At 53.9% G+C, this 24,482-nt stretch carries 22 protein-coding genes, 2 tRNA genes and 1 pseudogene; 5 read left to right on the top strand and 20 right to left on the bottom strand.

All coding sequences use genetic code 11. From position 1 onward, the window contains the following. The first annotated feature begins 69 nt into the window (after window positions 1-69). Window positions 70-336, top strand: coding sequence for a GIY-YIG nuclease family protein (locus O1V66_RS19720; protein WP_045049211.1), 267 nt, complete (start codon window positions 70-72; stop codon window positions 334-336). Between the two features lie 15 nt (window positions 337-351). On the opposite strand, the gene O1V66_RS19715 is transcribed toward O1V66_RS19720, so the two are convergent. The 3 genes from O1V66_RS19715 to ubiT form a co-directional block, all read right to left on the bottom strand. After that, a complete protein-coding gene (locus tag O1V66_RS19715; RefSeq protein ID WP_045049035.1) occupies window positions 352-1,704 on the bottom strand; it encodes a carbohydrate porin in 1,353 nt (450 codons plus the stop codon). Window positions 1,705-2,107: 403 nt separating this feature from the next. Then, window positions 2,108-2,611 carry a GNAT family N-acetyltransferase gene (locus O1V66_RS19710; RefSeq protein ID WP_045049034.1) on the bottom strand — a complete coding sequence of 168 codons (504 nt, stop codon included), beginning with the start codon at window positions 2,609-2,611 and terminating at the stop codon, window positions 2,108-2,110. Then, window positions 2,605-3,138, bottom strand: coding sequence for a ubiquinone anaerobic biosynthesis accessory factor UbiT (gene ubiT, locus O1V66_RS19705; protein WP_045049033.1), 534 nt, complete (start codon window positions 3,136-3,138; stop codon window positions 2,605-2,607). The genes O1V66_RS19710 and ubiT overlap by 7 nt, the downstream gene beginning before the upstream one ends. A gap of 279 nt (window positions 3,139-3,417) precedes the next feature. On the opposite strand from ubiT, the gene ubiU reads away from it, so the two are divergent. Both ubiU and O1V66_RS19695 read left to right on the top strand, forming a co-directional pair. Beyond that, window positions 3,418-4,413, top strand: coding sequence for a ubiquinone anaerobic biosynthesis protein UbiU (gene ubiU, locus O1V66_RS19700; protein WP_045049032.1), 996 nt, complete (start codon window positions 3,418-3,420; stop codon window positions 4,411-4,413). 13 nt (window positions 4,414-4,426) lie between these two features. Then, window positions 4,427-5,305: a U32 family peptidase gene (locus O1V66_RS19695; protein WP_045049031.1), complete on the top strand. Its 879-nt coding sequence runs from the start codon at window positions 4,427-4,429 to the stop codon at window positions 5,303-5,305. A gap of 32 nt (window positions 5,306-5,337) precedes the next feature. Here the strand turns inward: O1V66_RS19695 and O1V66_RS19690 are convergent, their stop codons facing one another. From O1V66_RS19690 to O1V66_RS19680, 3 genes are read right to left on the bottom strand one after another with little or no spacing between them, the layout of a single operon-like run. After that, window positions 5,338-6,507 carry an ABC transporter permease gene (locus tag O1V66_RS19690; RefSeq protein ID WP_045049030.1) on the bottom strand — a complete coding sequence of 390 codons (1,170 nt, stop codon included), beginning with the start codon at window positions 6,505-6,507 and terminating at the stop codon, window positions 5,338-5,340. After that, on the bottom strand, window positions 6,504-7,664 hold the full coding sequence (locus O1V66_RS19685; RefSeq protein ID WP_045049029.1) for an ABC transporter permease: 1,161 nt from the start codon (window positions 7,662-7,664) through the stop codon (window positions 6,504-6,506). The genes O1V66_RS19690 and O1V66_RS19685 overlap by 4 nt, the downstream gene beginning before the upstream one ends. Next, window positions 7,664-8,641 carry an HlyD family secretion protein gene (locus O1V66_RS19680; protein ID WP_045049028.1) on the bottom strand — a complete coding sequence of 326 codons (978 nt, stop codon included), beginning with the start codon at window positions 8,639-8,641 and terminating at the stop codon, window positions 7,664-7,666. The genes O1V66_RS19685 and O1V66_RS19680 overlap by 1 nt, the downstream gene beginning before the upstream one ends. 221 nt (window positions 8,642-8,862) lie before the next feature. On the opposite strand from O1V66_RS19680, the gene O1V66_RS19675 reads away from it, so the two are divergent. Further along, window positions 8,863-9,900, top strand: coding sequence for a luciferase-like monooxygenase (locus O1V66_RS19675; protein WP_045049027.1), 1,038 nt, complete (start codon window positions 8,863-8,865; stop codon window positions 9,898-9,900). Window positions 9,901-9,993: 93 nt separating this feature from the next. Here the strand turns inward: O1V66_RS19675 and O1V66_RS19670 are convergent, their stop codons facing one another. Next, entirely contained in the window at window positions 9,994-10,782 is a 789-nt protein-coding gene (locus tag O1V66_RS19670; protein WP_045049026.1) for an SDR family NAD(P)-dependent oxidoreductase, read from the bottom strand. A 96-nt stretch (window positions 10,783-10,878) separates the two neighbouring features. On the opposite strand from O1V66_RS19670, the gene O1V66_RS19665 reads away from it, so the two are divergent. Then, window positions 10,879-11,247 carry a MerR family transcriptional regulator gene (locus tag O1V66_RS19665; RefSeq protein ID WP_045049025.1) on the top strand — a complete coding sequence of 123 codons (369 nt, stop codon included), beginning with the start codon at window positions 10,879-10,881 and terminating at the stop codon, window positions 11,245-11,247. Window positions 11,248-11,345: 98 nt separating this feature from the next. On the opposite strand, the gene O1V66_RS19660 is transcribed toward O1V66_RS19665, so the two are convergent. From O1V66_RS19660 to secG, 13 genes and pseudogenes are all read right to left on the bottom strand, one after another. Next, window positions 11,346-13,265 (bottom strand): DEAD/DEAH family ATP-dependent RNA helicase, encoded by a 1,920-nt coding sequence (locus tag O1V66_RS19660; RefSeq protein WP_045049024.1) that lies wholly within the window; start codon window positions 13,263-13,265, stop codon window positions 11,346-11,348. Then, window positions 13,255-13,329: a protein YrbN gene (yrbN, locus tag O1V66_RS21955; RefSeq protein ID WP_223499600.1), complete on the bottom strand. Its 75-nt coding sequence runs from the start codon at window positions 13,327-13,329 to the stop codon at window positions 13,255-13,257. Before yrbN ends, O1V66_RS19660 begins: the two co-directional genes overlap by 11 nt. 121 nt (window positions 13,330-13,450) lie before the next feature. Continuing rightward, on the bottom strand, window positions 13,451-14,335 hold the full coding sequence (nlpI, locus tag O1V66_RS19655; RefSeq protein ID WP_045049023.1) for a lipoprotein NlpI: 885 nt from the start codon (window positions 14,333-14,335) through the stop codon (window positions 13,451-13,453). A gap of 129 nt (window positions 14,336-14,464) precedes the next feature. Then, window positions 14,465-16,589, bottom strand: a pseudogene (pnp, locus tag O1V66_RS19650) (polyribonucleotide nucleotidyltransferase). A gap of 325 nt (window positions 16,590-16,914) precedes the next feature. Then, the gene (gene rpsO / locus O1V66_RS19645; RefSeq protein ID WP_045049021.1) at window positions 16,915-17,184 is read right to left on the bottom strand and encodes a 30S ribosomal protein S15; all 270 of its coding nucleotides are present in this window, start codon (window positions 17,182-17,184) and stop codon (window positions 16,915-16,917) included. A gap of 155 nt (window positions 17,185-17,339) precedes the next feature. Next, complete coding sequence (truB, locus tag O1V66_RS19640) at window positions 17,340-18,284, bottom strand: tRNA pseudouridine(55) synthase TruB (protein WP_045049020.1); 945 nt, start codon at window positions 18,282-18,284, stop codon at window positions 17,340-17,342. After that, on the bottom strand, window positions 18,284-18,697 hold the full coding sequence (rbfA, locus tag O1V66_RS19635) for a 30S ribosome-binding factor RbfA (protein ID WP_045049019.1): 414 nt from the start codon (window positions 18,695-18,697) through the stop codon (window positions 18,284-18,286). The genes truB and rbfA overlap by 1 nt, the downstream gene beginning before the upstream one ends. Window positions 18,698-18,792: 95 nt before the next feature. Continuing rightward, complete coding sequence (gene infB / locus O1V66_RS19630; protein ID WP_045049018.1) at window positions 18,793-21,495, bottom strand: translation initiation factor IF-2; 2,703 nt, start codon at window positions 21,493-21,495, stop codon at window positions 18,793-18,795. Window positions 21,496-21,519: 24 nt separating this feature from the next. Further along, window positions 21,520-23,028: a transcription termination factor NusA gene (nusA, locus tag O1V66_RS19625; RefSeq protein ID WP_045049017.1), complete on the bottom strand. Its 1,509-nt coding sequence runs from the start codon at window positions 23,026-23,028 to the stop codon at window positions 21,520-21,522. A 21-nt stretch (window positions 23,029-23,049) separates the two neighbouring features. After that, window positions 23,050-23,502 carry a ribosome maturation factor RimP gene (gene rimP / locus O1V66_RS19620; protein ID WP_026110674.1) on the bottom strand — a complete coding sequence of 151 codons (453 nt, stop codon included), beginning with the start codon at window positions 23,500-23,502 and terminating at the stop codon, window positions 23,050-23,052. A gap of 229 nt (window positions 23,503-23,731) precedes the next feature. Continuing rightward, window positions 23,732-23,808, bottom strand: a tRNA-Met gene (locus O1V66_RS19615). Window positions 23,809-23,901: 93 nt separating this feature from the next. Further along, a tRNA-Leu gene (locus O1V66_RS19610) sits at window positions 23,902-23,988 on the bottom strand. Window positions 23,989-24,131: 143 nt separating this feature from the next. Next, window positions 24,132-24,467, bottom strand: coding sequence for a preprotein translocase subunit SecG (gene secG / locus O1V66_RS19605; RefSeq protein ID WP_045049016.1), 336 nt, complete (start codon window positions 24,465-24,467; stop codon window positions 24,132-24,134). Between the last annotated feature and the right edge of the window lie 15 nt (window positions 24,468-24,482).

The raw sequence follows: 24,482 nt of genomic DNA, 5'->3' as shown, positions 1-24,482 counted from the left end.
AAAGAGTGTTATTCCGTGACCGACATTGCCGCGCCTTCTCTTCCTTCCGCCAACGGCTGGCATCTTTACATGCTGCGCACGCCGACGGGCATGCTCTACACCGGCATTACCACCGATGTCATGCGCCGTCTCAACCAGCATCAGCTCGGCAAAGGGGCGAAATCACTGCGGGGAAAAGGCGAGTTGACGCTGGTGTATCACTGTGCGGCGGGGGATCGCGCCGAGGCGTCGAAGCTGGAATATCGGGTCAAGCAGTTGAGCAAAAAACAGAAAGAGCAGCTGGTTCGCAGCTGCTCTTCTGATGTGGCGGCGTTCTTGCTGGCTATGGATAAATAGCCCTGAACGCTTCGTTTACAGCGCGACGTTGACCGTCACACCGCCGACGAAGGCATCTTTAACCTGACTCACTGCGCCCGGTGCCGCAATGTATTGCAGGTTTGGACGAATGGTCATCCACTCTGTAGCGCGAATTCCGTAATACAGCTCGTAGTTATATTCCGCCCCGCTCTGCACCGGCAGATAGGTTGGATTGCTGTAGTTGTTCACGCCATTGGCATTGTTTTGATCACGCTGCGTCTGGGTGAAATCGTCATTGACGTGAATACGCCCTACGCCGAAGCCAATCTCGTCTTTTGGACGACCATCAAACAGCCCCATGTAAGTCAGCGCCACGGACTGATAGTTGTCGGTGCTCGAGGTCTTCTTGTCGTTCATCACGGCCTGAACCGTCAGCGACAGACCGCGATCCTTGTTGCCATTGACAGAAGTCAGCTGCTGCTGGACCAGCAGGTAACCGCCGTAGGAGTGCGCTTCGTCGCTATAAGTCATCGCACCGTTTTGAATTTCACCGCTGCTGTAGACGTTGCCCTTGGTGGAGCTGTAGTAGGCGCCCAGCGCGTATTTACCCGGCAGCTCTTCAGGGCCGAGTTTCGGCAACCAGCCAAACTCCAGTGGGATAAGATTGCCGATGGAATTTGATGTATCCAGACGGAAGCCGTTACCGGTGTCATAGTTTTTCGGATTCTGATTGTAGATACCCACCTGAGCATAGTACTCAGGCGACAGGTTCAGCTTGATACGGCCACCCCACTGGGAAACCGGCCAGTTGTACCAGCGATCGCCACGCCAGTTACCGGCCTGCCCGCTGCCGAGCGCAAGGTTCTGGAAGTTGCTTTTCAGAGAGTCAAAGTCTTCGCCCACGGTGACACGGCCGGCTTTGATATCCAGCGTATCGTCGAAATAGCCCTGACGGATCCAGAACTGGGTCAGACGCGTGGTTTGCCCACGGCCCCAGACTTCCTGCGAGGAAGAAAGTGTGCTGGTACGCGGATCGCCAACGGCATCGTTGGAGATATTTCGGCCGTTACGGTTGGTGACGGTCATCTGGAATTCGGTGTCTTTCCAGTTCAGCAGCTTGTCTAAATCAAGGTCAACGCCGAACTGCCACTGGTCTGAATAGCGCGCAGTGGTATTGGTGTCGTAGCCGCCCGCAAAGTTGCTGCCGGCTTCACCGGTGTAGTTAACCTGGAAATCGACGCCGTCATCTTTGAGTGCGGTTCGTTCGCCGCCCCAGTCACCCAGCATGTAGGTCGAAGTCGGCGAGAAAGGTCCTTCGGCGGCCAATACCTGGGCCGAACCGAATAGCAGTCCAACGGTACATGCCAGCGTCAGCTTGTTGAAGCGAAGAGAAGGTTTATTGGCCACTTTAGATTCCTTATAATTCTTAAAGTTCAGTGGCGCTTATAATATTCCACAACAGGCAATATTCTGTGACCCATATTTGATATTTTACAGGCAAACGGCATTTTATTATAAGAACAGCACTAAGCGCACAAGCGATGATTTAAATATCGTCAATTTACCAATTTGTGCTGTTATTTTGGACTGCACTTCTAAAAGTAATCAAACGACGTGAAAATTACCACAACTCTATGATTTTAAGGTGATTAATAATTTTCATTGCACAAGATTTATCGAATACAAAAAAGTATCGGTTATTTTTTAGCAATTAAGGTCATTTTCGAGAATAAGCACGTTATGCAAACCTGGAAGGAGAATAATAGGCCAACGGTAAAATATTGGCCTATTAACACATACAGCGTAGCGCTTAAATGTGATTAAAATGTGGAGGGTATTCCACCTGTCCGTTCGCGCCTTCAAGCGCGTTGTCGGCCAGAACATACAGCTGGAAAGATTTTTCGGAGTCAGGCCAGCGGCAGTGGAGCTGGTAATCGGCGGCGGGCTTGAAGCCAAAGCGACCGTAGTAGTCCGGTGAACCCAGCACCACAACGGCGGCATAGCCAAACTCGTTCAGGGCATCAAGCCCCTCGTAAATCAGCTTTTCGCCGATTCCCTGACGGCGCTGCGAAGCGTCTACGGCCATAGGCCCGAGCGCAACCCACTGGCGATCTTCGCCGTGCACGTCCACGGGCGTAAAGGCGGCATATCCGACAACGCCGCCCTCGTCATCGGTCGCGACGATGCCCAGGGTCATCAGGCCGTCTTCACGCAGACGCTGAACCAGATCGGCTTCGACATCCCGCCCGAAGGCGTCGCGCAGCAACTTGTCGATGCCTGCGGCATCCACTGGAATTTCAACTCTAATTAACATGGTGATACTGCCGGTGAGAATAACTCGCCGTCCTCTTGTCGTCCGGCTTCTACAAAAGCCGCCAGGTGGTCGAGCGCGTGGCGCAGTAAAGCAGGCATGCTGTCGAGCTCGATGGAGTCCATCAGGTTTTTTACATTCAGGCCCAATTCAGTATCTCCTTCAATACGTAAACGCCGTTGGAAAAACAGCGTATCAGGATCTTCTCTTCGGGCGGCGACCAGAATCAGGTCGTTGGCATTACCGCTGAAGCTGACATCGGCCTCGCCGTGTCGGCATACCCGAAGCTTGCCGTTTTCGAGCGTCATCAGCCATTGCAGGTCGAGATCGGTTATCTCGATGCGCAGCCAGCGATGGTTCAGAAAATCGAGTTCACCCTCGTCGAGGGCCTCCTGAAATTGCCAGCCAAGCAGCTGTTCCAGCACTTTGCGCTTGAGAGCAAAAGGAATGAATTTCGCTGGAACCTTGAGCAGTGACGGTCCTTGATGCACCCATTGTGCACGCAATTGTACACATCGTTTTTGCAACACTGGCACTTCTCCTTAAGCTAACGCCGCTATGCACAATCGTGATGCGGGGACGGCCTATTTTGCCATATCGACAGTTTCGTACCGTCGCCCAAATCAATATTGTCATATAAAAATAGTGCACCAGAAATAATCCGCGCACAACCTCTGCCTTTCTTTGCCTGCGCCAAACTCCCCGTAAACTGCCGCAAATCAAAATATTGGCCGCCTACCTTCTCTAAGATAACCCCCGATACCGGCCGTTGTTGACGGCGGTCCCTTAACGAAACCCCGGAGGCGACGATGGAGCTACTTTGCCCCGCAGGCAATCTGCCTGCGTTGAAAGCGGCAATAGATGAAGGCGCGGATGCGGTGTATATCGGTTTGAAGGATGACACCAATGCCCGCCATTTTGCAGGGCTTAATTTCACCGAGAAAAAACTGCGCGAGGCCGCTGACTATGTGCATCGTCGGCGTCGCAAACTGCATATTGCCGTTAATACCTTTGCTCATCCCGACGGCTTTGAGCGCTGGGAACGGGCGGTGGATATGGCGGCACAGCTGGGAGCCGATGCGCTTATTCTCGCCGACCTGGCGATGCTTGAGTATGCCGCCACGCGCTATCCACAGGTTGAACGCCATCTGTCTGTGCAGGCGTCAGCGACCAACGAACAGGCGATACGATTTTATAAAAACAATTTTGATATTGCCCGCGTGGTACTGCCGCGCGTACTGTCGATGCATCAGGTGCGGCAGCTTTCCCGCGTGAGTCCGGTCCCGCTTGAGGTGTTTGCCTTTGGCAGTCTGTGCATCATGGCCGAGGGGCGTTGCTACCTCTCATCCTACCTGACCGGCGAATCTCCCAACACGGCGGGTGCCTGTTCGCCTGCCCGTTTCGTTCGCTGGCAGCAAACGCCGCAGGGTATGGAAGCGCGGCTCAACGACGTGCTGATTGACCGCTATGAACCCGGCGAGAACGCCGGTTATCCCACTTTGTGCAAAGGACGTTATCGCGTCGACGACGTTCGCTATCACACGCTCGAAGAGCCCACCAGCCTGAATACTCTGTCGCTGCTGCCCGAACTGTTCGCCGCCAATATCGTGTCGGTGAAAATCGAAGGCCGCCAGCGCAGCCCGGCGTATGTCAGCCAGGTCACCCGCGTCTGGCGCGCCGCCATTGACCGCTGCCAGCGAAATCCTCAGGAATTTATCAGGGAACAAAGCTGGGAAAAGGCGCTCGATGAGCTGTCTGAAGGCGCGCAGACCACACTCGGCGCCTATCACCGTGAATGGCAGTGATTAAGGAAAAATCATGAAATACTCATTAGGAGCGCTGCTTTATCACTGGCCGAAAACAGATATCGAGGCGTTTTATCAGCAAGCTATCGCAAGCGAGGCCGAGATTATTTACCTCGGCGAAAATGTTTGCAGCAAACGGCGGGAGATGAAAGTTGGCGACTGGCTCGCGCTGGGCAGGCAGATTGGCGCCAGCGGCAAGCAGGTTGTCATGTCAACCCTTGCGCTGCTGCAAGCGCCTTCCGAGCTGAACGAAATCAAGCGCTATGTCGACAACGGCGAGTTTTTACTGGAGGCCAACGATTTTGGAACCGTAAATATGGCGGTCGAACGCGGGCTGCCTTTTGTGGCGGGTCATGCCCTCAATTGCTATAACGCGGCGACGTTGAAAATCTTGCAGCGTCAGGGAATGATGCGGTGGTGCATGCCGGTCGAGCTTTCCCGCGACTGGCTGGTCAAGCTCCTGACGCAGTGTCAAACGCTGGGCATTCGGGGGCTGTTCGAGGTTGAAGTGCTGGCCTATGGTCACCTTCCGCTCGCCTACTCGGCGCGCTGTTTTACGGCACGGGCCGAAAATCGCGCCAAGGATGAGTGCGAAAACTGCTGCATTCGTTATCCGCAGGGCCGACAGGTGTTGTCACAGGAGAACCAGCCGCTCTTCGTGCTCAACGGCATTCAGACTCAGAGCGCGGCCTGCTATAACCTTGGCAATGATCTGCTCATGATGCAGGAATGGGTAGACATCGTGCGGCTTTCGCCGCAGAACGTGGCAACGCTCAACGTGGTGGCGGATTTCCGCGCCAATGAAAAGGGGCTGAATCCGCTGCCGATAAATGCCGCCGAGCATTGCAACGGCTACTGGCAGAATATTGCGGGGATGACATTGCATGAGTAGCCTCGCCTGACGTTGCTCGTCAGGCGAGGTCATCAATCGTTCTTCAACGGCTTCTTGCGGTGCAGCAGAGTGCGCAGGCGGCCGCTGTCGCGCAGAATACCCAGCCCGATGCCCAGTGCGGTATACAGCACGCACAGTAGCAGCAGCTTCATGATATCGCTGCCCACCTCGCTAAATGCCAGTCCCATCTGGTTTACGCCCGCAATGGCCTTGGTCGCCCAGGTTGACGGCAGCATTGACGACACACCATATACCCAGTCGGGCATCGCCTGTCTCGGCCAGATAGTGCCGGAAAGATAGAACACCGGCATGGTGACAAAGGACAGCGTCAGATAAATCATTTCGACGCTACGCAGACATTCGGTCACAAACTTACCCAATCCCATGACCGCCAGCACAAACGGGAAGGTCAGCAGGATGATTTCGGGAATACTGGCCGTCTGCCGATAACCCAGCAACCACGGCCACAGCACGAACAATACGATGGAAAGAAACAGCCAGATAGGCACCAGCGCCGAAAGCGCGCCGAAGAATGCGGGCAGCGAAGCCTTGCCGTCCGGCGTATTTTTCAGGGTGATATTGACCCGCACGCTGGCTATCAGCAGGGAGTGCTGCAACAGCATTACCAGCAGACCGGGGAAAATAATGGCCGCAAAACTGATGCCGGGGTTAAACAGATCCAGCGTTTGTCCAACGATGGGCGTGAGCAGTACGCTGGCCTGACGCGTACTAAACCCGTTTTGCAGCAGCAACTGCGTGTTGTATTGCGACAGCAGACTCTGATAGGCCGCCAGCACGTCCTGCTGAATCTGACCATTGGCCAGCCGGTTGGTGGCATCGCCATACACCGGAATGACAATGTCTTCGCCCGCCAGAATCTTCTTTTCAAGGTCGACCGGCATAATAACTACGGCAAAGAGCTTGCGCAGACCCAAATCGCGCCGCGCTTCGGGAATACTGTCGTAACTGACCGTTTCAACCTTGGACGTGGCATCGAGGTCGCGCGTCAGCATACGGCTGGCGCTGCTGTGGTCCTGATCGACCACCGCGACGGGCAGATCCCAGACGGTGCGGTGCGCATACACGGTGCTCATCAGACACAGCGAAATCAGCAGCATCATCCACATCGGCTTTTCCAGCATGCCGTACAGGGAGTGGGCAAAGGTGTGCCAGTAGATTGAGAACGCTTCTCCACGCTTCATTTGCCCGGCTCCTGTTTCTTGAGACGCAGGTACAGTTTGCGGTGCACCAGCAGACCGGTAACCAGCGGATACACCAGCAAGACGGCGCACACACTCAGGATTCGGGTGCTCGGCACCTGACGCAGAAAGACGTCGAACATGGCGTTCAGCGCGTGGGTCAGCGGTTCTATTTCGGAGATAATCTTCGCGGGCAGTGACATCGACAGTTCAGGCACCGCCATGCCGGAAAAGGTCAGCGCCAGTCCCACAAAGGTCGCCATCAGCGTGTAGGCCGTAATCGTGGTGCTGGTAAAGGTAAACAGCAGCAAGCCAAGACTCTGCGCGGAAATCACATAAAAGAAGGCGATAATCAGCATGTCCAGCGGATTGCCACTCACCCGCGCATCGAACACGCCGACCAGCAGCGCAATCTCCACCATCAACAGCGTGGTGAAACAGAGCGTATAAGGTGCAAGCTTGCCGAGCAGCGCGAAGGTGAAAGACGGCGACGCAAGCAACGACTGGCTGCGGGCCATCACGTAAATCATGCACGTCACGGTAAAGAGTTGCAGCAGGTGAATGGTGGCCGCAAACTGCTGATAGTAAATATAGCTGCCGCTGGCGTTGAACAGGCTGCCATAGGAGAGATCGACGCTGGCCAGCGACGGCACGGTTTTACCGATTTCGGTAGCAATAATGCTGCGATAGCTGCTGTTTAGCTCGGTAATCAGACCGCTGAAATCCTGCGTCGAATAAAGCCCTGCCCCGTAAAACAGCGCATTGTAGTAAAGCACCACGCTCGGCTGACGGCCTGCCAGTACATCGGCTTCGAAGCGCGGCGGAATGTAGAGCAGCGCGTAATCTTCGGCGGTGCGCAGGCGGTATTCCGCCTCCTGCAGCCCGCCTTCGTAGGCAACGACGTGCGCGTGGGAACCGGCGTCGAGTTTGCGTGTTATCTCCTGCGACAGCTTGCTGTGGTCGTTATCGACGACCGACACGGGCAGGTCAAGCAAGGTGCCTTCGGAGAAGTTGCTCGCAATCAGCGCAAACAGAATCAGCGGAAAACACCAGCAGAGCCAGTGGATAACCGGACGCCGAAAGGCGGTATTGGCCTCGGCGGTGAACGCGCGACCAAAACAGCGCCATGCGGCTTTTATGCGATGGGTTGCCTGCGCCATTAGTGGGCTGCTTTCCACTGCCACAGCGCGCTCATGCCCTGACGAAGTCCTTCAACGGGTTGCAGCGGATACAGGCGTACCTCGAAGGTTTTGAGGTCGAAATCTCCGGTGGCGCGTGTCGCACGTTTGGTAGCGTAATCCCCCAGCGGCGCGATATAGCGCACTTCGGCTTCCACCCTGCGATTGCCAATTCCCGGCACGCGCAGCTGAATTTTATCGCCCTTGCGGATGCCGGCCAGAATATCTTCGCGCAGATTGAAGACGAAATAGGCCTGCGGCAGCCGAACCAGTGTCAGCAGCGGGCTTTCGGCGCTTTCAAGCTCGCCGACTTCGGTCGGAATCGGACCGACTTCGCCGTCGACCGGCGCTTTGACTTGCAGGTCATCGGTTTGCGCCTTGATCTCCAGCAGATTTTCTTCGGCGGCACGTAACTCGGCAGCGTAAACATCCCGCTGCTCGATCCTGTCGCCATTTACCCCTTCATCAAGATTGGCCTTGGCAGCCTGCACCTGCTGATAGGCGCTGTCGCGCGATTCGCGGGAGTCTTCGAGATCAGACTGGGCAATGTAGCCTTTCGCGGCGATACGGGCATTGCGGTTATAAAGGTCGCGGGCATTGACGTAGGTGGCCTGCGCCTGCGCCAGTGCCGCCTTGAGGTTGCGGATGCTCTCTTCGCGCGTGCCGTTCAAGGACAGGTCCAGTTGTGCCCTGGCCTGATCGCGTGACGCCTGCAATGAACGCAACTGCGCCATCAACTCGGGACTGTCGAGGGTTATCAGCAGTTGACCTGCCTTGACGTCATCGCCTCGGCGCACATGACGTTCGACAATTCGCCCTTTGGCCTTGGAGGCCACGATAACTTCCGGTGCATCGACTTCACCCTGCAATAACAAAGACTGATTGCTGGCTCGAAACAGGACGGCAAGAGAAATCACCACTGCGACCAACAGCAGCGTGAATAAGACCTTTTTGTTCATCGAACCCTTACCTTCTTTTTTATTTAATGAGAGTAATTTAAGCACATAATGTGGTGGTTTATAAGGTATTGAATTGTGTTGAGTTACTTCTTGAACAGCGGCAAACGTCGTGAATACCGCTCAAATAGCGTATTCAGTGTGCAGGAAATGGTGAATACTGGTTTTTATCATTAGCTGGCAAAGATTTAACTTTCGCCAGAGTCTACGAGGTGGAAATTATTATGTCTGAAGCGAACGCTAAAAACATTCCTGTCCCTTTCTCTGTACTCGATCTCGCGCCGGTTCCACAGGGCAAAAATCCGGCCAATGCCTTTCAGTGCTCGCTGGATCTGGCGCAGCACGCCGAAAAGTGGGGTTACCAGCGCTATTGGCTGGCCGAGCATCACAATATGACCGGGATAGCCAGTGCGGCAACCTCTGTACTCATCGGCTTTATTGCATCGGGGACCAAAACGATTCGACTCGGTTCGGGCGGCGTGATGCTGCCAAACCATTCTCCGCTGGTTATCGCTGAACAGTTTGGTACGCTGGCCACGCTTTATCCCGATCGTATCGACCTGGGACTGGGCCGCGCGCCGGGCACCGATCAGCGCACCATGATTGCGCTGCGCCGTAATATGTCCGGTGAGATTGATAATTTCCCGCAGGATGTGCAGGAACTCCAGCACTACTTTGGCGAGGTACAGACCGGTCAGGCGGTGCAGGCCGTTCCGGGGCAAGGTCTACACGTGCCCATCTGGTTGCTGGGCTCGAGTCTTTACAGTGCGCAACTCGCCGCAGCGCTGGGTCTGCCGTTTGCCTTCGCCTCGCACTTCGCGCCGGATATGCTCTACCAGGCGCTGGCTATCTATCGTAGCAAATTCCAGCCTTCCGCACAGCTCGAGAAGCCGCATGCCATGGTCTGTGTCAACGCGATTGCCGCCGACACCGACGAAGAAGCGCGCCGGATGTTCACCTCGAATCAGCAGCAGTTTATCAATCTGCGTCGCGGGAATCCGGGCAAACTGCCTGCGCCTGTCGACAACATCGAGAGCCTGTGGTCAGCGCAGGAGCGTTTCGGCGTTGACCAGGCCTTGAGAATGTCCGTGGTCGGCAATAAAGAGAGCATTCGTCAGGGATTGCAGTCGATTCTGCGAGAAACCGATGCCGACGAGTTGATGATTAACGGACAAATTTTCGACCATGCCGCGCGTCTGCGCTCGTTCGAAATTGTGTCCGAGCTTCAGGGCGAAGTATTTAAAACCCCGCGCCTCGACTAATTTTTTAGTCTGCATTTTTGGCAGGACTACTCAATCGGGCCTATTGATCGTGATGATCAATAGGCTTTTTTTGGGCTGCTGGGGCTAACGCCTTTATTTGGGCCGCAATATTTTCTCTGCGACGAGCAGCAGGCGGTGACGGGTCAGGAAGCGTGATAATTGCCCCAGCAGCCAATTACTGCAGCCGGTAATCAGCGAAGGACGATTCTTGTCAACGCCGTGGAGAGCCTGATAAACCACGCTTTTTGGCGTCATTCTTTTTCCGACCGAAGCTTCTTCGGCATTGACCACTTCAAAAAAGGCGGTATCCGTCGCCCCCGGACAGAGGGCCAGGACACGAATACCGCGCGTCCGATTTTCGGCCCAAAGCGCATTCGAAAATGAAAGCAAAAATGCCTTGCTCGCGCCGTAAATCGCCATGTAAGGGTCTGGCTGCATCGCCGCCGTCGACGCCACGTTAATAATCACTCCGGAACCGCGCGTCAGCATGGCGGGCAATAGGGAATGAGTCAGCTCGACGGGAACCAGGCAATTGATCTGCACCTCTTCTTTCTGGCGTTCCACAGATTGCGCCTCAAAAAATCCGTAGGTGGCAAAGCCGGCATTATTTATCAGGATATCGGGAGACAGACGCAATTCATTTAGCCGCGCAACGAGGGCAGCATTCGCCTGTGCCTGCGCTAAATCCTGCACGATAACCGTAGTGGCAACACCGTGCTTTTGAGTTAACTCGGTGGCGAGCGCATTCAGTTTTTCACGGGAGCGGGCAATCAAGATCAACGCAACGCCGCGTGCCGCGAGCTGATGGGCAAACTCCAGGCCAATTCCCGACGATGCTCCCGTAATCAGCGCCGTTTTATCAGTGTAATCAAAAGAATCCATGTTTCTCTTCCTGTTTGACGATATGCTGCAAACAGAATAAACCGTGGACTAGCGTCTACGGTCAAGCACAACTCAACTTACTCGAAGCAGGTCACGATGAGAATTGGCGAACTCTGTTCAAAAGCCGGATTGCCTAAAGATACGGTGCGTTATTATGAGCGTCAGGGCCTGCTGGAAAAAATTCCGCAGCCCAACGGCAGCAACAATTATAAAGTCTATTCCGCCGTGGATTTACAGCGTTTGAAGATGATCAAACATGCCAAGATGTTGGGCTTCAGCCTCGCAGAAATCGCCGACGTGTTGGCCGTATGGGTCGATGATCAGTTTACCGGCGAACAAAAACGCGCCTGCCTGCAACGCAAACTGGTGCAAATTGACGAGAAAGAAAAAGCGTTGGCCGAATTGCGTGCTGGCATTAACAACGCGCTGAATAAAGTCGGGCAGCCGTGTGACGACGCTTTTTGACTGCGCCAAACAAAAATAAGAGGTGTTAAGGCAAAAAAAACCAGCCCGGAGGCTGGTTCTTATTGCTCATCTATCGGGACTTTGGAAAGTCGGACAGATTATGCGTCAGTTGTGCGACGTGGTGCGCGGCTTGGCGGACGACGTTCGCCGGCTGCAGAGTTACCCCCGTCACGACGGTCGCCGTTGAATGGACGGCCACGGCCTGCACCACCTTCACGACGTTCACCGCTGAAAGAGCGCGGCGCACCGTTACCACGACGATCACCACCGGCCGGACGTTCACGACGGTCGGACTGTGGCACTGCATCGCCCATCAACTGCATGTTCATCGGCTTGTTCAGGATGCGGGTACGGGTGAAGTGAGACAGGATCTCGCCCGGCATACCTTTAGGCAGCTCGATAGTTGAGTGGGTACCGAACAGCTTGATGTTACCGATGTAACGGCTGCTGATATCGCCTTCGTTGGCGATAGCGCCAACGATGTGACGAACTTCGACACCGTCATCACGGCCAACTTCAATGCGGTACAGTTCCATCTCGCCAGCGTCACGACGTTCACGACGTGGAGCGCCATCACGCGCTGGACGATCGCCATCACGTGAAGGACGATCACCGCGAACAGGACGGTCGCCACGTGAAGGACGGTCACCACGGTCTTCGAATTCACGACGCGGTGGACGGCTCTTGAATACTGGATCTGCAGCAACGATCAGAGGACGTTCGCCCTGAGCCATTTTCAGCAGTGCGGCAGCCAGAGTTTCAACGTCCAGCTCTTCGGCAGGCTGAAGTTTAGCCAGCAGCGCACGGTATTGATCAAGATCGCTGCTTTCAAGCTGCTGCTGAACTTTAGCGGCAAACTTGGCCAGACGACGTTGACCCAGCACTTCTGCAGTTGGCAATTCCACTTCTGGAATGGTCAGCTTCATGGTGCGTTCTACGTTGCGCAGCAGACGACGTTCGCGGTTCTCGACGAACAGCAGCGCGCGACCCGCACGGCCAGCACGACCGGTACGGCCGATACGGTGAACGTAAGACTCGGAATCCATAGGGATATCGTAGTTTACCACCAGGCTGATACGTTCAACGTCCAGACCACGTGCTGCCACGTCGGTTGCAATCAGAATATCCAGACGGCCGTCTTTCAGACGTTCCAGAGTCTGCTCGCGCAGGGCCTGGTTCATGTCGCCGTTCAATGCAGCAGAGCTGTAACCGCTACGCTCCAGCGCTTCGGCCACTTCCAGGGTCGCATTCTTCGTGCGAACAAAGATGATGGCTGCGTCAAAGTCTTCCGCTTCCAGGAAGCGAACCAGCGCTTCGTTCTTGCGCATACCGTATACAGACCAGTAGCTCTGGCTGATGTCCGGACGAGTGGTTACGCTTGACTGGATACGCACTTCCTGCGGATCTTTCATGAAGCGACGAGTAATGCGACGAATCGCTTCCGGCATGGTTGCAGAGAACAGCGCGGTCTGATGTTCAGCCGGGATCTGCGCCATGATGGTTTCTACGTCTTCGATGAAGCCCATACGCAGCATTTCATCGGCTTCGTCCAGTACCAGACCGCTCAGGTTGGAGAGGTTCAGAGTACCGCGTTTCAGGTGGTCCAGCAGACGGCCCGGAGTACCCACAACAACCTGTGGACCCTGACGCAGAGCGCGCAGCTGCACGTCATAACGCTGGCCGCCGTACAATGCAACAACGTTCACGCCGTGCATGTGCTTGGAGAAATCGGTCATGGCTTCGGCAACCTGAACCGCCAGTTCGCGGGTCGGGGCCAAAACGAGAATTTGTGGTGCTTTCAGGGAAGCATCAATGTTGTGCAACAGTGGCAGCGAGAAGGCTGCAGTTTTACCACTACCGGTCTGGGCCATACCCAGAACATCGCGACCGTTCAACAGGTGAGGAATACACTCGGCCTGGATCGGTGATGGTTTTTCGTAGCCCAGATCGTTCAGGGCAGAAATGATAGGAGCAGACAGCCCCAGGTCAGCAAAAGAGGTTTCAAGCTCAGTAGTCATGTACACGTGCCTCATTAATAATGGCAGCCAGTCTACATAACTCGTCGAGAAAATTTTCAGTCATTTTCATTGAAAAGTGTGAACCGGCTCAAATTAGTTTATAAAACGAACAAAGCAACCCTCGCCCGTTAAGACGATTAAAAATGGCATAAGCCATGGTTAATCAGGCTGATTAGTGTCGTCAGCTATTGCTGGTCCGATTCTGATAGGTCGTCTTGCTCTTGGCCCAAAAGCGCCAATTCCAACAATGCATAGCGGTGCTCAACAAAGTTATGAACGTTGTTAGCTACCGTCAGTTTGAACAGTGCAGAAGCGCTGTCCTTGTCCCCCAGACTTAGGTAATGCTTACCTAAATAGAAGTCAGTTTCACTGAGATGCTCAGCGAGCGAAGTGTTATCCGTTGCTTCTGCCTTCAGGCGGTCCATCAGCGTAGATTCGCTGATTTTGCCAAGGTAGAATTCGACGATATTCCATCCCCATTGCCCTCTGTCCGCTTTGTCGTAACGCTCTTGAAGCGCTACATCGGCATTCTTGGGATTGATTTCTCTCTCCGCAAGGTATAGCCACAACGAACGGAAGGGATCATTTGGATCGTCTCGATAAAACGCCTGCAAATCATCCTGCGCTAGCGAATATCTGCCACCGTAATACAGGGCGATACCGCGATTCAAACGCGCGTAATTGTAAGTTGGATCAAGCTCTAGTACAGAATCAAACGCTTCATAGGCGGCATCGTAGTTGCCGGCCTGCGTTAGGTAAATCCCCAGGTAGTTAAAAACTTCTGGCATATCAGGACGAATAGATAGCGCTTGTGAAAAATCATTTCGCGCTAGTGCTCTGAGTCCGAGACTATCATACAGCACACCGCGCTCATATAATAGCTGTGCACGCTCATCATCTGTCAATGAGCGACTGGCAAGTATTTGTTCCATACGCGCCAGGATCACTTCCTGCTGCAAAGTAGGCTGCAACGGGATCGCCAGGACTTCGTTTTTGCGCCAATCATGGTTGCTGCATCCTGCCAACAAAAGTGTTGTCGCAACATAACAACAGCGCAAGAAAGGCTTCATTTCAACTCCCGAAGACAAACATTGGACAAACTTCCTGTTATCCGCTTGCTTAGCACAAGTGCATCCTGCACTCGTGATACGAACAACTCCCGGCGATTAAACCGGGAGCTGTAAACTACAGGTTACAGATTACTCTGCAGCTGGCTCGGCCGAATCTTCAGAAGGGGTGGTCGCTTCTTTAATGCTCAAGCGCACACGGCCCTGACGATCAACTTCCAGAACCTTGACCGGAACTTCCTGGCCCATTGTCAGGTAATCAGTCACTTTCTCTACGCGCTTGTCGGCGATTTGAGAAATGTGAACCAGACCTTCTTTACCGCCACCGATGGCAACGAATGCGCCAAAGTCAACGATACGGGTCACTTTACCCTGATAGATACGGCCAACTTCGATTTCGGCAGTAATTTCTTCGATACGACGGATAGCGTGTTTCGCTTTCTCGTTGTCGGTCGCAGAAATTTTCACGGTGCCGTCATCTTCGATTTCGATGGTCGTGCCGGTTTCTTCGGTCAGCGCACGGATTACAGAACCACCTTTACCGATGACGTCTTTAATCTTGTCAGCGTTAATCTTGATGGTGTGAATACGTGGCGCGAGACTGGGAGATGTCGCCGCGAGATTCGCTGATGGCATTGTTCATGACGCTCAGGATGTGCGTACGAGCACCTTTGGCCTGGCTCAATGCCGCCTGCATGATTTCACGGGTGATGCCTTCGATTTTGATATCCATCTGCAGCGCAGTGATACCGTCGATGCTGCCGGCAACCTTGAAGTCCATGTCGCCCAGGTGGTCTTCGTCACCCAGAATGTCGGACAGAACAACGAAGTTGTCGCCATCTTTAACCAGACCCATCGCGATACCCGCAACGGCGGCCTTGATTGGCACACCTGCGTCCATCAGGGCCAGTGACGCGCCACAAACGGAAGCCATGGAAGATGAGCCGTTTGATTCGGTGATTTCGGAAACAACGCGAACGGTGTATGGGAAATCTTCAAACTTCGGCATGACTGCCAGCACACCGCGTTTCGCCAGACGGCCGTGACCGATTTCGCGACGCTTGGGAGAACCAACCATGCCGGTTTCGCCTACGGAGTACGGAGGGAAGTTATAGTGGAACAGGAAGGTGTCGGTTTTGGCACCCATCAGTTCGTCAAGATTCTGCGCATCACGGGTTGTACCCAGCGTTGCGGTAACCAGCGCCTGAGTCTCGCCACGGGTAAACAGTGAAGAGCCGTGAGTACGTGGCAGAACGCCGGTACGCACATCCAGTGCACGGATGGTGTCTTTTTCGCGGCCATCGATACGTGGAGCACCGCTCAGTACGCGGCTACGCACCACGTTCTTCTCGATAGCGCCCAGCAGATCGGCAATCTCGCCAGCATCCAGGGTTTCGTCTTCGGCTTGCAGGGAAGCGATGACTTCGTCCTTGATGACGTTGATGCGAGCATAACGCTCCTGCTTGTCGGTGATGCGGTAAGCATCGCCCAGCAGGGATTCGGCTTTCGCAGCAATGCGAGCGTGCAGCGCGTCGTTGACGGCTTCTGGCTGCCAGTCCCACTTTGGCTTGCCGGCTTCGGCAACCAGCGCGTTGATTTCGTTGATAACGATCTGCTGTTGCTCGTGACCGTAAACAACCGCGCCCAGCATCTGCTCTTCGCTCAGCACTTCGGCTTCGGATTCAACCATCAGAACGGCGTTCTGAGTACCGGCAACAACGAGGTCCAGCTTGCTTTCAAGCAGTTCGTCGGCGGTCGGGTTCAGCACGTACTGGTCATTGATATAACCTACGCGCGCTGCACCGATTGGGCCGTTGAACGGAATGCCTGACAGGCTAAGCGCAGCAGAAGCACCGATCATCGCAACGATGTCAGGGTTAACCTGCGGGTTCAGGGAAACAACGGTCGCAATAACCTGAACTTCATTCAGGAAGCTGTCCGGGAACAGTGGACGAATTGGACGGTCGATCAGACGGGAAGTCAGGGTCTCGCCTTCGCTTGGACGGGCTTCACGACGGAAGAAACTGCCCGGGATCTTACCGGCAGCGTAGGTACGCTCCTGGTAGTTGACGGTCAGAGGGAAGAAGCTCTGGCCCGGCTTGGCTTTTTTCTGGCCGACAACGGTCACGAATACCGCGGTGTCGTCCATGCTAACCATAACGGCTGCGGTGGCCTGACGAGCCATCATGCCGGTTTCGATCGTTACGGTATGCTGACCGTATTGGAACTTGCGAATTTTTGCATCAAGAAATGACAATGTAATATCCTTTTTTGCGACGCGCAGCTGTTATGACAGCAGTTCACGTCAATAAAATCTGAACTTCACATTACATCCTCGCGACTAATGACAATCCTTAACCCTCTCGTCGGGATTAAAGTCTCTCATTAGCCGCGCGAACCTCTGCAATGGAAGATCTCGCTAACAATCTACTCTTTAAAACTCTACTTTTTTATAAAACTTCACAAAGAAACGTATTTATAAAAAAGTAGCGTAGAAACAAGGTTTCTGGCAATAGCCTGTTTACCGTTGCTCCCTAGAATAAAGGGGCCAACTTGGCCCCTTTACACTGAAACTCGCTAACTTAGCGACGCAGACCAAGACGTTCGATAACGCTGGTGTAACGTGCTACGTCTTTACCTTTCAGGTAATCCAGCAGCTTACGACGCTGAGAAACCATACGCAGCAGACCACGACGGCTGTGGTGATCTTTCTTGTGCTCGGAGAAGTGACCTTGCAGATGGTTAATCTGTGCAGTCAGCAGAGCAACCTGAACTTCGGTAGAACCGCTGTCGTTGGTACCACGACCGAAGTCTGCAACGATTTGAGCTTTAGCTTCAACGCTTAGAGACATAATGAACTCCAAAATATTATAGATTAATTAAACGGGCGCCGATCTCTAATTCAGCTACCCCATGCATAAGCTGCGCTATTCTACTCTTTGATATGCCCGATCGCAACATGAGCAACACTGTGTTAACCGCCGGCCTGCAATTGCAGACCCGCCGTTTACTCAGGATACTCTACGACCAGACGTTTGGGAGCAACGCGGCCCTGATCATCGATTTCACCAACACCGATGAACTTACGCTCTTCGCCTTCGGTCATGCGCACAAGGCCCGAAAGCGGCGTGCCCGAGGCTTGCACCGGTTGACCCTGCTTCACATAGCCGGCCACCACGGGCAGTAAATTGACTTCCGGAAAATCTTCGCACGGACTGTCCATCGGCAGCAGCAGCGGGTCGAGCAGCAAACGCGGTTCGATACCTTCCGCTTCGGCGCGGGCAATCAGTTCGTTAAGCTGTTCCATGGTCACCATCCGCTCGAACGGATAGGTCGCTACCTGCAAACGACGCAGAAACGTCACGTGCGCGCCGCAGCCCAGCTTCTCGCCAAGGTCGTCGACGATGGTGCGGATATAGGTGCCTTTGGAACAGTGAATCTCCAGTTCGACTTCCTCGCCTTCCCAGCGAATGAACTGCAGCTCATAAACGGTAATGCTGCGTGACTCACGCGGCACTTCAATCCCTTCGCGCGCATACTCGTAGAGTTTACGGCCCTGATATTTCAATGCGGAATACATTGAAGGGATTTGCTGCGTCTCGCCACGGAAGCTTTCAAGCGCGGCGTCGAGTTCGGCCTGACCAAAGGTCACCGGACGTTCGGAGATAATCTGGCCTTCGGCATCAGAGGTATCCGTACGCTGCCCCATGCGGGCAATGACGCGGTAACGCTTGTCGGAGTCGAGCAGAAAACGCGAAAACTTGGTGGCTTCGCCGAGACACAGCGGCAACATGCCGGTGGCCAGCGGGTCCAACGCGCCGGTATGCCCTGCGCGATTGGCATTGTAGAGGCGCTTCACCTTCTGCAATGCATCGTTGGACGACAGACCGAGTGATTTATCCAGCAGTAAAACGCCGTGAATATCACGACCGCGGCGACGTGGGCGACTCATTATGATTCCTCGTCGTCGCCTGCTGCTGAACGACGTTCGGCATCATTTTTCACGACATTGGTCACGAGGTTGGACATACGCATGCCCTCGACCAGAGAGTTGTCGTAGGCGAAAGTCAGCTCGGGCACAACACGCAGGCGCATGGCCTTGCCAATCAGGGTACGGATGAAACCAGAGGCGTCCTGCAGGGCCTTGATACCGTTTTTAACGCGGTCGGGATCCTGGGGTTCGCTGGTCAATACGTCCAGAAAGGTCACGAAAACTTTGGCATAAGCCAGATCGCGGGAAACTTCCACGCCGGAGACGGTCGCCATGCCTACGCGCGGGTCTTTGACTTCACGCTGTAAAATGATGGCAATCTCTTTTTGCATCTCCTGGGAGACGCGCTGGGTACGGCTGAACTCTTTAGCCATAATTATTTACTCCACACTTTTACTTCAACAGGCCCCAGACAAATAAGGGGCGCAAGGCCCCCTATCGTTCTGGATACAATCAAAAACGTAAAACGTTAAGCGATGGTACGTTTGATTTCGATGATTTCGAAGACTTCGATCACATCGCCAGGACGTACGTCGTTGTAGTTCTTAACGCCGATACCACATTCCATGCCGTTACGGACTTCTGCAACGTCATCCTTGAAGCGACGCAGGGATTCCAGCTCGCCTTCGTAGATAACCACGTTGTCACGCAGAACACGGATTGGGTTGTTACGCTTGATCATACCTTCAGTCACCATACAGCCTGCGATAGCGCCGAATTTCGGTGACTTGAACACGTCACGAACTTCAGCCAGACCAATGATTTGCTGTTTGTATTCTGGCGCCAACATACCGCTCATCGCCTGCTTGACTTCGTCAATCAGGTTATAGATGACGGAGTAGTAACGCAGATCCAGGCTTTCGTTTTCAACTACGCGGCGAGCAGAAGCATCGGCACGCACGTTGAAGCCCAGGATGATAGCGTTCGAAGCTGCAGCCAGAGTCGCGTCGGTTTCGGTAATACCGCCTACACCCATACCCACGATCTTGACTTTAACTTCAGGCGTAGACAGGTTTTGCAGCGCATCGGAAATCGCTTCGCAAGAACCCTGCACGTCGGATTTCAACACGATGTTCAGTTCAGAAACTTCACCTTCGGTCATGTTCGCGAACATGTTCTCCAGTTTGGATTTCTGCTGGCGAGCCAGTTTAACTTCGCGGAATTTACCTTGACGATACAGTGCCACTTCGCGCGCTTTCTTCTCGTCACGCACTACAGTCACTTCATCACCCGCAGCCGGAACGCTGGACAAACCCAGAACTTCGACAGGAATGGAAGGACCCGCAGAGGTGATATCGCGACCCATTTCGTCACGCATCGCACGCACACGGCCGTATTCGAAGCCACACAGGATGATGTCACCCTTGTTCAGCGTACCTTCCTGAACCAGCACGGTCGCCACAGGGCCACGGCCTTTATCAAGGAAGGATTCGATAACAACGCCGCTCGCCATACCGGTGCGCACCGCTTTCAGTTCGAGAACTTCGGCTTGCAGCAGGATAGCTTCCAGCAGGTCGTCGATACCGGTACCGGCTTTCGCGGATACGTGGATGAACGGAGACTCGCCGCCCCACTCTTCCGGCATGACGTTATACTGGGACAGCTCGGTTTTAACGCGATCGGGATCGGCTTCCGGCTTGTCGATTTTGTTTACTGCAACCACGATTGGCACGCCAGCGGCTTTCGCATGCTGTACGGCTTCAACGGTCTGAGGCATCACGCCGTCATCGGCAGACACTACCAGAACCACGATATCGGTCGCCTTGGCACCACGAGCACGCATTGAGGTAAATGCGGCGTGTCCCGGGGTATCCAGGAAGGTAATCATGCCGTTTTCGGTTTCGACGTGGTATGCACCGATGTGCTGGGTAATACCACCCGCTTCGCCTGCGGCTACTTTCGTTGAACGAATGTAGTCGAGCAAAGAGGTTTTACCGTGGTCAACGTGGCCCATGATGGTCACGACTGGCGCACGCTGTTCGGCCGCTGCCGAGGCACCGGTATCACGGTCGCTCATCAGCGCTTCTTCCAGCTCGTTCTCACGACGCAGGATAACCTTGTGGCCCATCTCTTCAGCAACCAGCTGAGCTGTTTCCTGATCGATAACCTGGTTGATGGTCGCCATTGCGCCCAGTTTCATCATGGTTTTGATGACCTGAGAACCTTTGACGGCCATTTTGTTGGCCAGTTCGGCAACGGTAATGGTTTCGCCAACGACAACGTCGCGGTTAACCGCTACGACAGGCTTGTTGAAGCTCTGTTGCAGGGTGCTTGGCTTACGCTTGCCTTTACCATTACGGCCAACGGCACGCGCTTCTTCGCGATCGGCTTTGGATTCAGACAGTTTATTGCCTTTCTTCTGCTTGGTCGCTTTGCCGCCACGAGTACGGGTGCGGCGTTCGCCTTCGACTTTCGCGTCATTTTCATCTTCGGCGGCACGTGCGTGCTGGGAAGTGGTGACGTGGTAGTCGGCAGTTTCGGCTTCGGCTTCGCCAGGGGCAGTCGCTTCAGTCCATACGCCGGAGTCGGCCATCTTACGTGCTTCTTCGGCAACGCGTTTGGCGTTCTCTTCGATTTTGCGCAGGGCTTCCTGTTCCGCTTTACGCTTCAGCTCTGCGGCTTCTGCTTCGCGGCGTGCTTTTTCTGCCTGACCTGGCTTGGTTACTTCATCGGTATGTTGATTCGTCACTTTATCTTTTTCCGCTGCGTCACGCTTAGCTTTTTCAGCGGCCTCACGTTTGGCTTGCTCAGCGGCTTCACGTTTAGCTTTCTCTTGAGCGGCCGCTTGCTGGGCCTGCTCTTGTGCTACACGCTGAGCCTGTTCTTCCGCTTCACGCTTTGACTGCTCTTCCGCTTCGGCCTGGGCAAGTTCTGCTTCGGTCATATCACGTTTAACATAAGTGCGTTTCTTGCGGACTTCGATTTGCACCGATTTACTCTTCCCGCCGGTGCTCGGAACATTAAGTGTACTACGCGTTTTGCGTTGCAACGTTAGTTTGTTTGTCGCATTCGAATTTCCACCATTCAAATGCGCCAGCAATGTTTCTTTTTCATGCTGGGTGACAGAGTCAGCTTCAGACTTATCAATCCCTGCGTCAGCAAATTGCTGTACCAGGCGATCGACAGGAGTTTGGATCTCCGCTGCCAGCGATTTTACGGTTACATCTGTCATGCTGTTCCTTCCTGCTACAGTTTATTACGCATTGTCGCCGAACCAACAGATATTACGAGCGGCCATGATTAATTCACCCGCCTGTTCGTCATTAAGACCTTCAATATCAGTGAGATCGTCGACACCCTGCTCGGCAAGATCTTCCAGCGTGCAAACACCGATTGCTGCCAGTTTAAACGCCATGCTGCGTTCCAAACCTGCAAGATTCAGCAGGTCCTCAGCAGGCTTGTTGTCACCGAGACTTTCTTCCTGTGCAAGGGCCAGGGTAGTCAGCGCTTCTTTTGCGCGTTCGCGCAGCGCGTCAACCGTGTCTTCGTCCAGACCATCGATTTCTAGCAACTCGTTGACCGGCACGTAAGCCAGCTCTTCGAGGGTAGAGAAACCTTCTTCAACCAGGACTGTCGCGAAATCTTCGTCGATAGCGAGGTATTTGGTGAAGGTTTCGATTGCAGCATGCGCCTCGGCCTGATGTTTGGCCTGCAGGTCGTCTGCCGTCATCACGTTCAGTTCCCACTTGTCATCGCCACGATGCTGCTTGAGAAGCTGGGAAGCCAAACGTACGTTTTGGCCATTACGGCCAATCGCCTGTGCCAGATTGCTGGCTTCAACGGCGATATCCATGGTGCACTTGTCTTCATCAACAACGATAGACGCGACATCAGCCGGCGCCATGGCGTTGATAACGAATTGCGCAGGATTGTCATCCCAGAGGATGATATCGATACGTTCACCGCCCAGTTCACTGGAAACGGCCTGAACGCGCGCACCGCGCATACCGACACAAGCACCAACAGGGTCGATACGCTTATCGTTGGTTTTTACTGCAATCTTGGCGCGTGAACCCGGATCGCGGGCTGCGGCCTTGATTTCAATCAGCTCTTCGCCGATTTCAGGCACTTCGATGCGGAAGAGTTCAACCAGCATCTCGTTGCGTGAACGGCTAACGAACAGCTGAGCACCGCGCGCTTCAGGGCGCACAGCGTAAAGAACGCCGCGAATACGGTCACCGGAGCGGAAGTTTTCGCGCGGCAGCATGTCTTCGCGCAGGATAACGGCTTCAGCGTTGCTGCCGAGATCCAGGGCGATGCTGTCACGGTTTACTTTCTTGACGACGCCGGTCACGATTTCGCCTTCCTGTTCACGGAAAGCATCGACTACCATCGCACGCTCGGCTTCACGTACTTTCTGTACGATAACCTGTTTGGCGGTTTGCGTGGTGATACGGTCAAAGGTGACGGATTCGATTTGATCTTCGATGTAGCCACCCAGTTCAATGGATGGATCTTCGTATTGCGCAGCTTCGAGCGTGATTTCACGCGTCGGCTGAGTGACTTCGTCTACGGCTACCCAGCGGCGGAAAGTGTCAAAGTCGCCGGTCTTACGGTCGATGGTGACGCGAACTTCGATTTCCTGCTCGTACTTTTTCTTGGTCGCTGTCGACAATGCAGTTTCCAGCGCTTCAAAAATTTTCTCGCGCGGAAGGGACTTTTCATTCGAAACTGCTTCTACAACAGCCAGAATTTCTTTATTCATCCTAGTTGCCTCATCCTAACTTTAAAAGTGGGGTACCAGGTTCGCCTTCTGGATGTTGCTCAGTGCGAACACTTCGTCTTTCCCATCCACCGTAACCGTGATCATTTCGCCTTCGACAGCCTTGATTATTCCCTGCCATTTGCGGCGGTTCTGCATTGCCATTCGCAACACAACGCTGACTTCATCACCAAGGAATCGTTGATAATGTTCTGCGGTGAACATAGGGCGATCGAGGCCCGGGGAGGAAACTTCCAGGTTATAGGCAACGGTAATCGGATCTTCTACTTCGAGAACGGCGCTAACCTGGTGGCTGACATCAGCACAATCATCAACGTTGATCCCGTCTTCACTATCAATATAGATGCGTAGCGTCGATTGGCGAGCTCGAACGAACTCGATACCTACCAGTTCGAAACCCAGGGCTTCGACCGGTGCTGAAATCATCTCTGTTAACTTTTGTTCTAATGTGGACAAGTCCACCCCCAAGACATAAAAAAAGGGCCTATAGCCCAGTGATTCTGCTGCCAGTCCTTATTGCCGAAACAATAATAAAAAACCCCGATAAATCGGGGCTTTATGCAACTGGACCCTATTTGCCGCAAGGCGGCTTCGGTGCACTTTCAAAAGGATTTTTTTCAAATGGATACTCGGAAGCACCAGGGAGGATACTAGCAGTATATTTGAAACAAATACTTGAGGAAAGTGGTTGCGGGGGCCGGATTTGAACCGACGACCTTCGGGTTATGAGCCCGACGAGCTACCAGGCTGCTCCACCCCGCGTCCGAAAACAACGTAACGCGTATTTATATTACCGCGACTTGATGCCGCAAAATATTACGCCGATAACCGCAAGAATGCAAGTCATCAAAAGATTGGTACCGAGGACGGGACTTGAACCCGTAAGCCCATTCGGGCACTACCACCTCAAGGTAGCGTGTCTACCAATTCCACCACCTCGGCACTCTGTTTTCTCAATCGCGCTTACTGTCCAAGTAATTGCAATTGTTTAGAACGCTTTACTTCTTGCTTACAAGCCCCGACGCTGGCGTCAAAAGCTTTTTAAATCTTTGTGTACTGCTTACTGCGATACGGTCTACAACAACTTACTTGGGAATATCGCTGCTTGGGCCAGTTGGTGCGGCCGGTGCAGTTGTCTGCTCAGATTTCACTGGCTGACCGAGATTTTCCCACTCGCTGCCTTTTTGGCTCTTGTTGGTGCTCATGTTCCCCAGAATCAAGCTGATGACGAAGAACAGCGCCGCCAAAATAGCCGTCATGCGGGTCATAAAGTTACCGGAACCGCTCGAACCGAACAACGTGCCTGATGCACCTGCTCCGAAAGAGGCTCCCATATCTGCACCTTTACCTTGTTGCAGCATAACCAGACCTACAAGGCCGATTGCCACGATAAGGAAAATCACCAGAAGAGCATCGTACATAGTTGTACCTGTATC

Origin of the sequence: Rouxiella chamberiensis, from assembly GCF_026967475.1 — a bacterium.
In the GTDB taxonomy this organism is placed as follows: Bacteria; Pseudomonadota; Gammaproteobacteria; order Enterobacterales; family Enterobacteriaceae; genus Rouxiella; species Rouxiella chamberiensis.
Note: the sequence above shows the minus strand (reverse complement) of the source record. Positions and strands in the feature narration are given on the sequence as shown.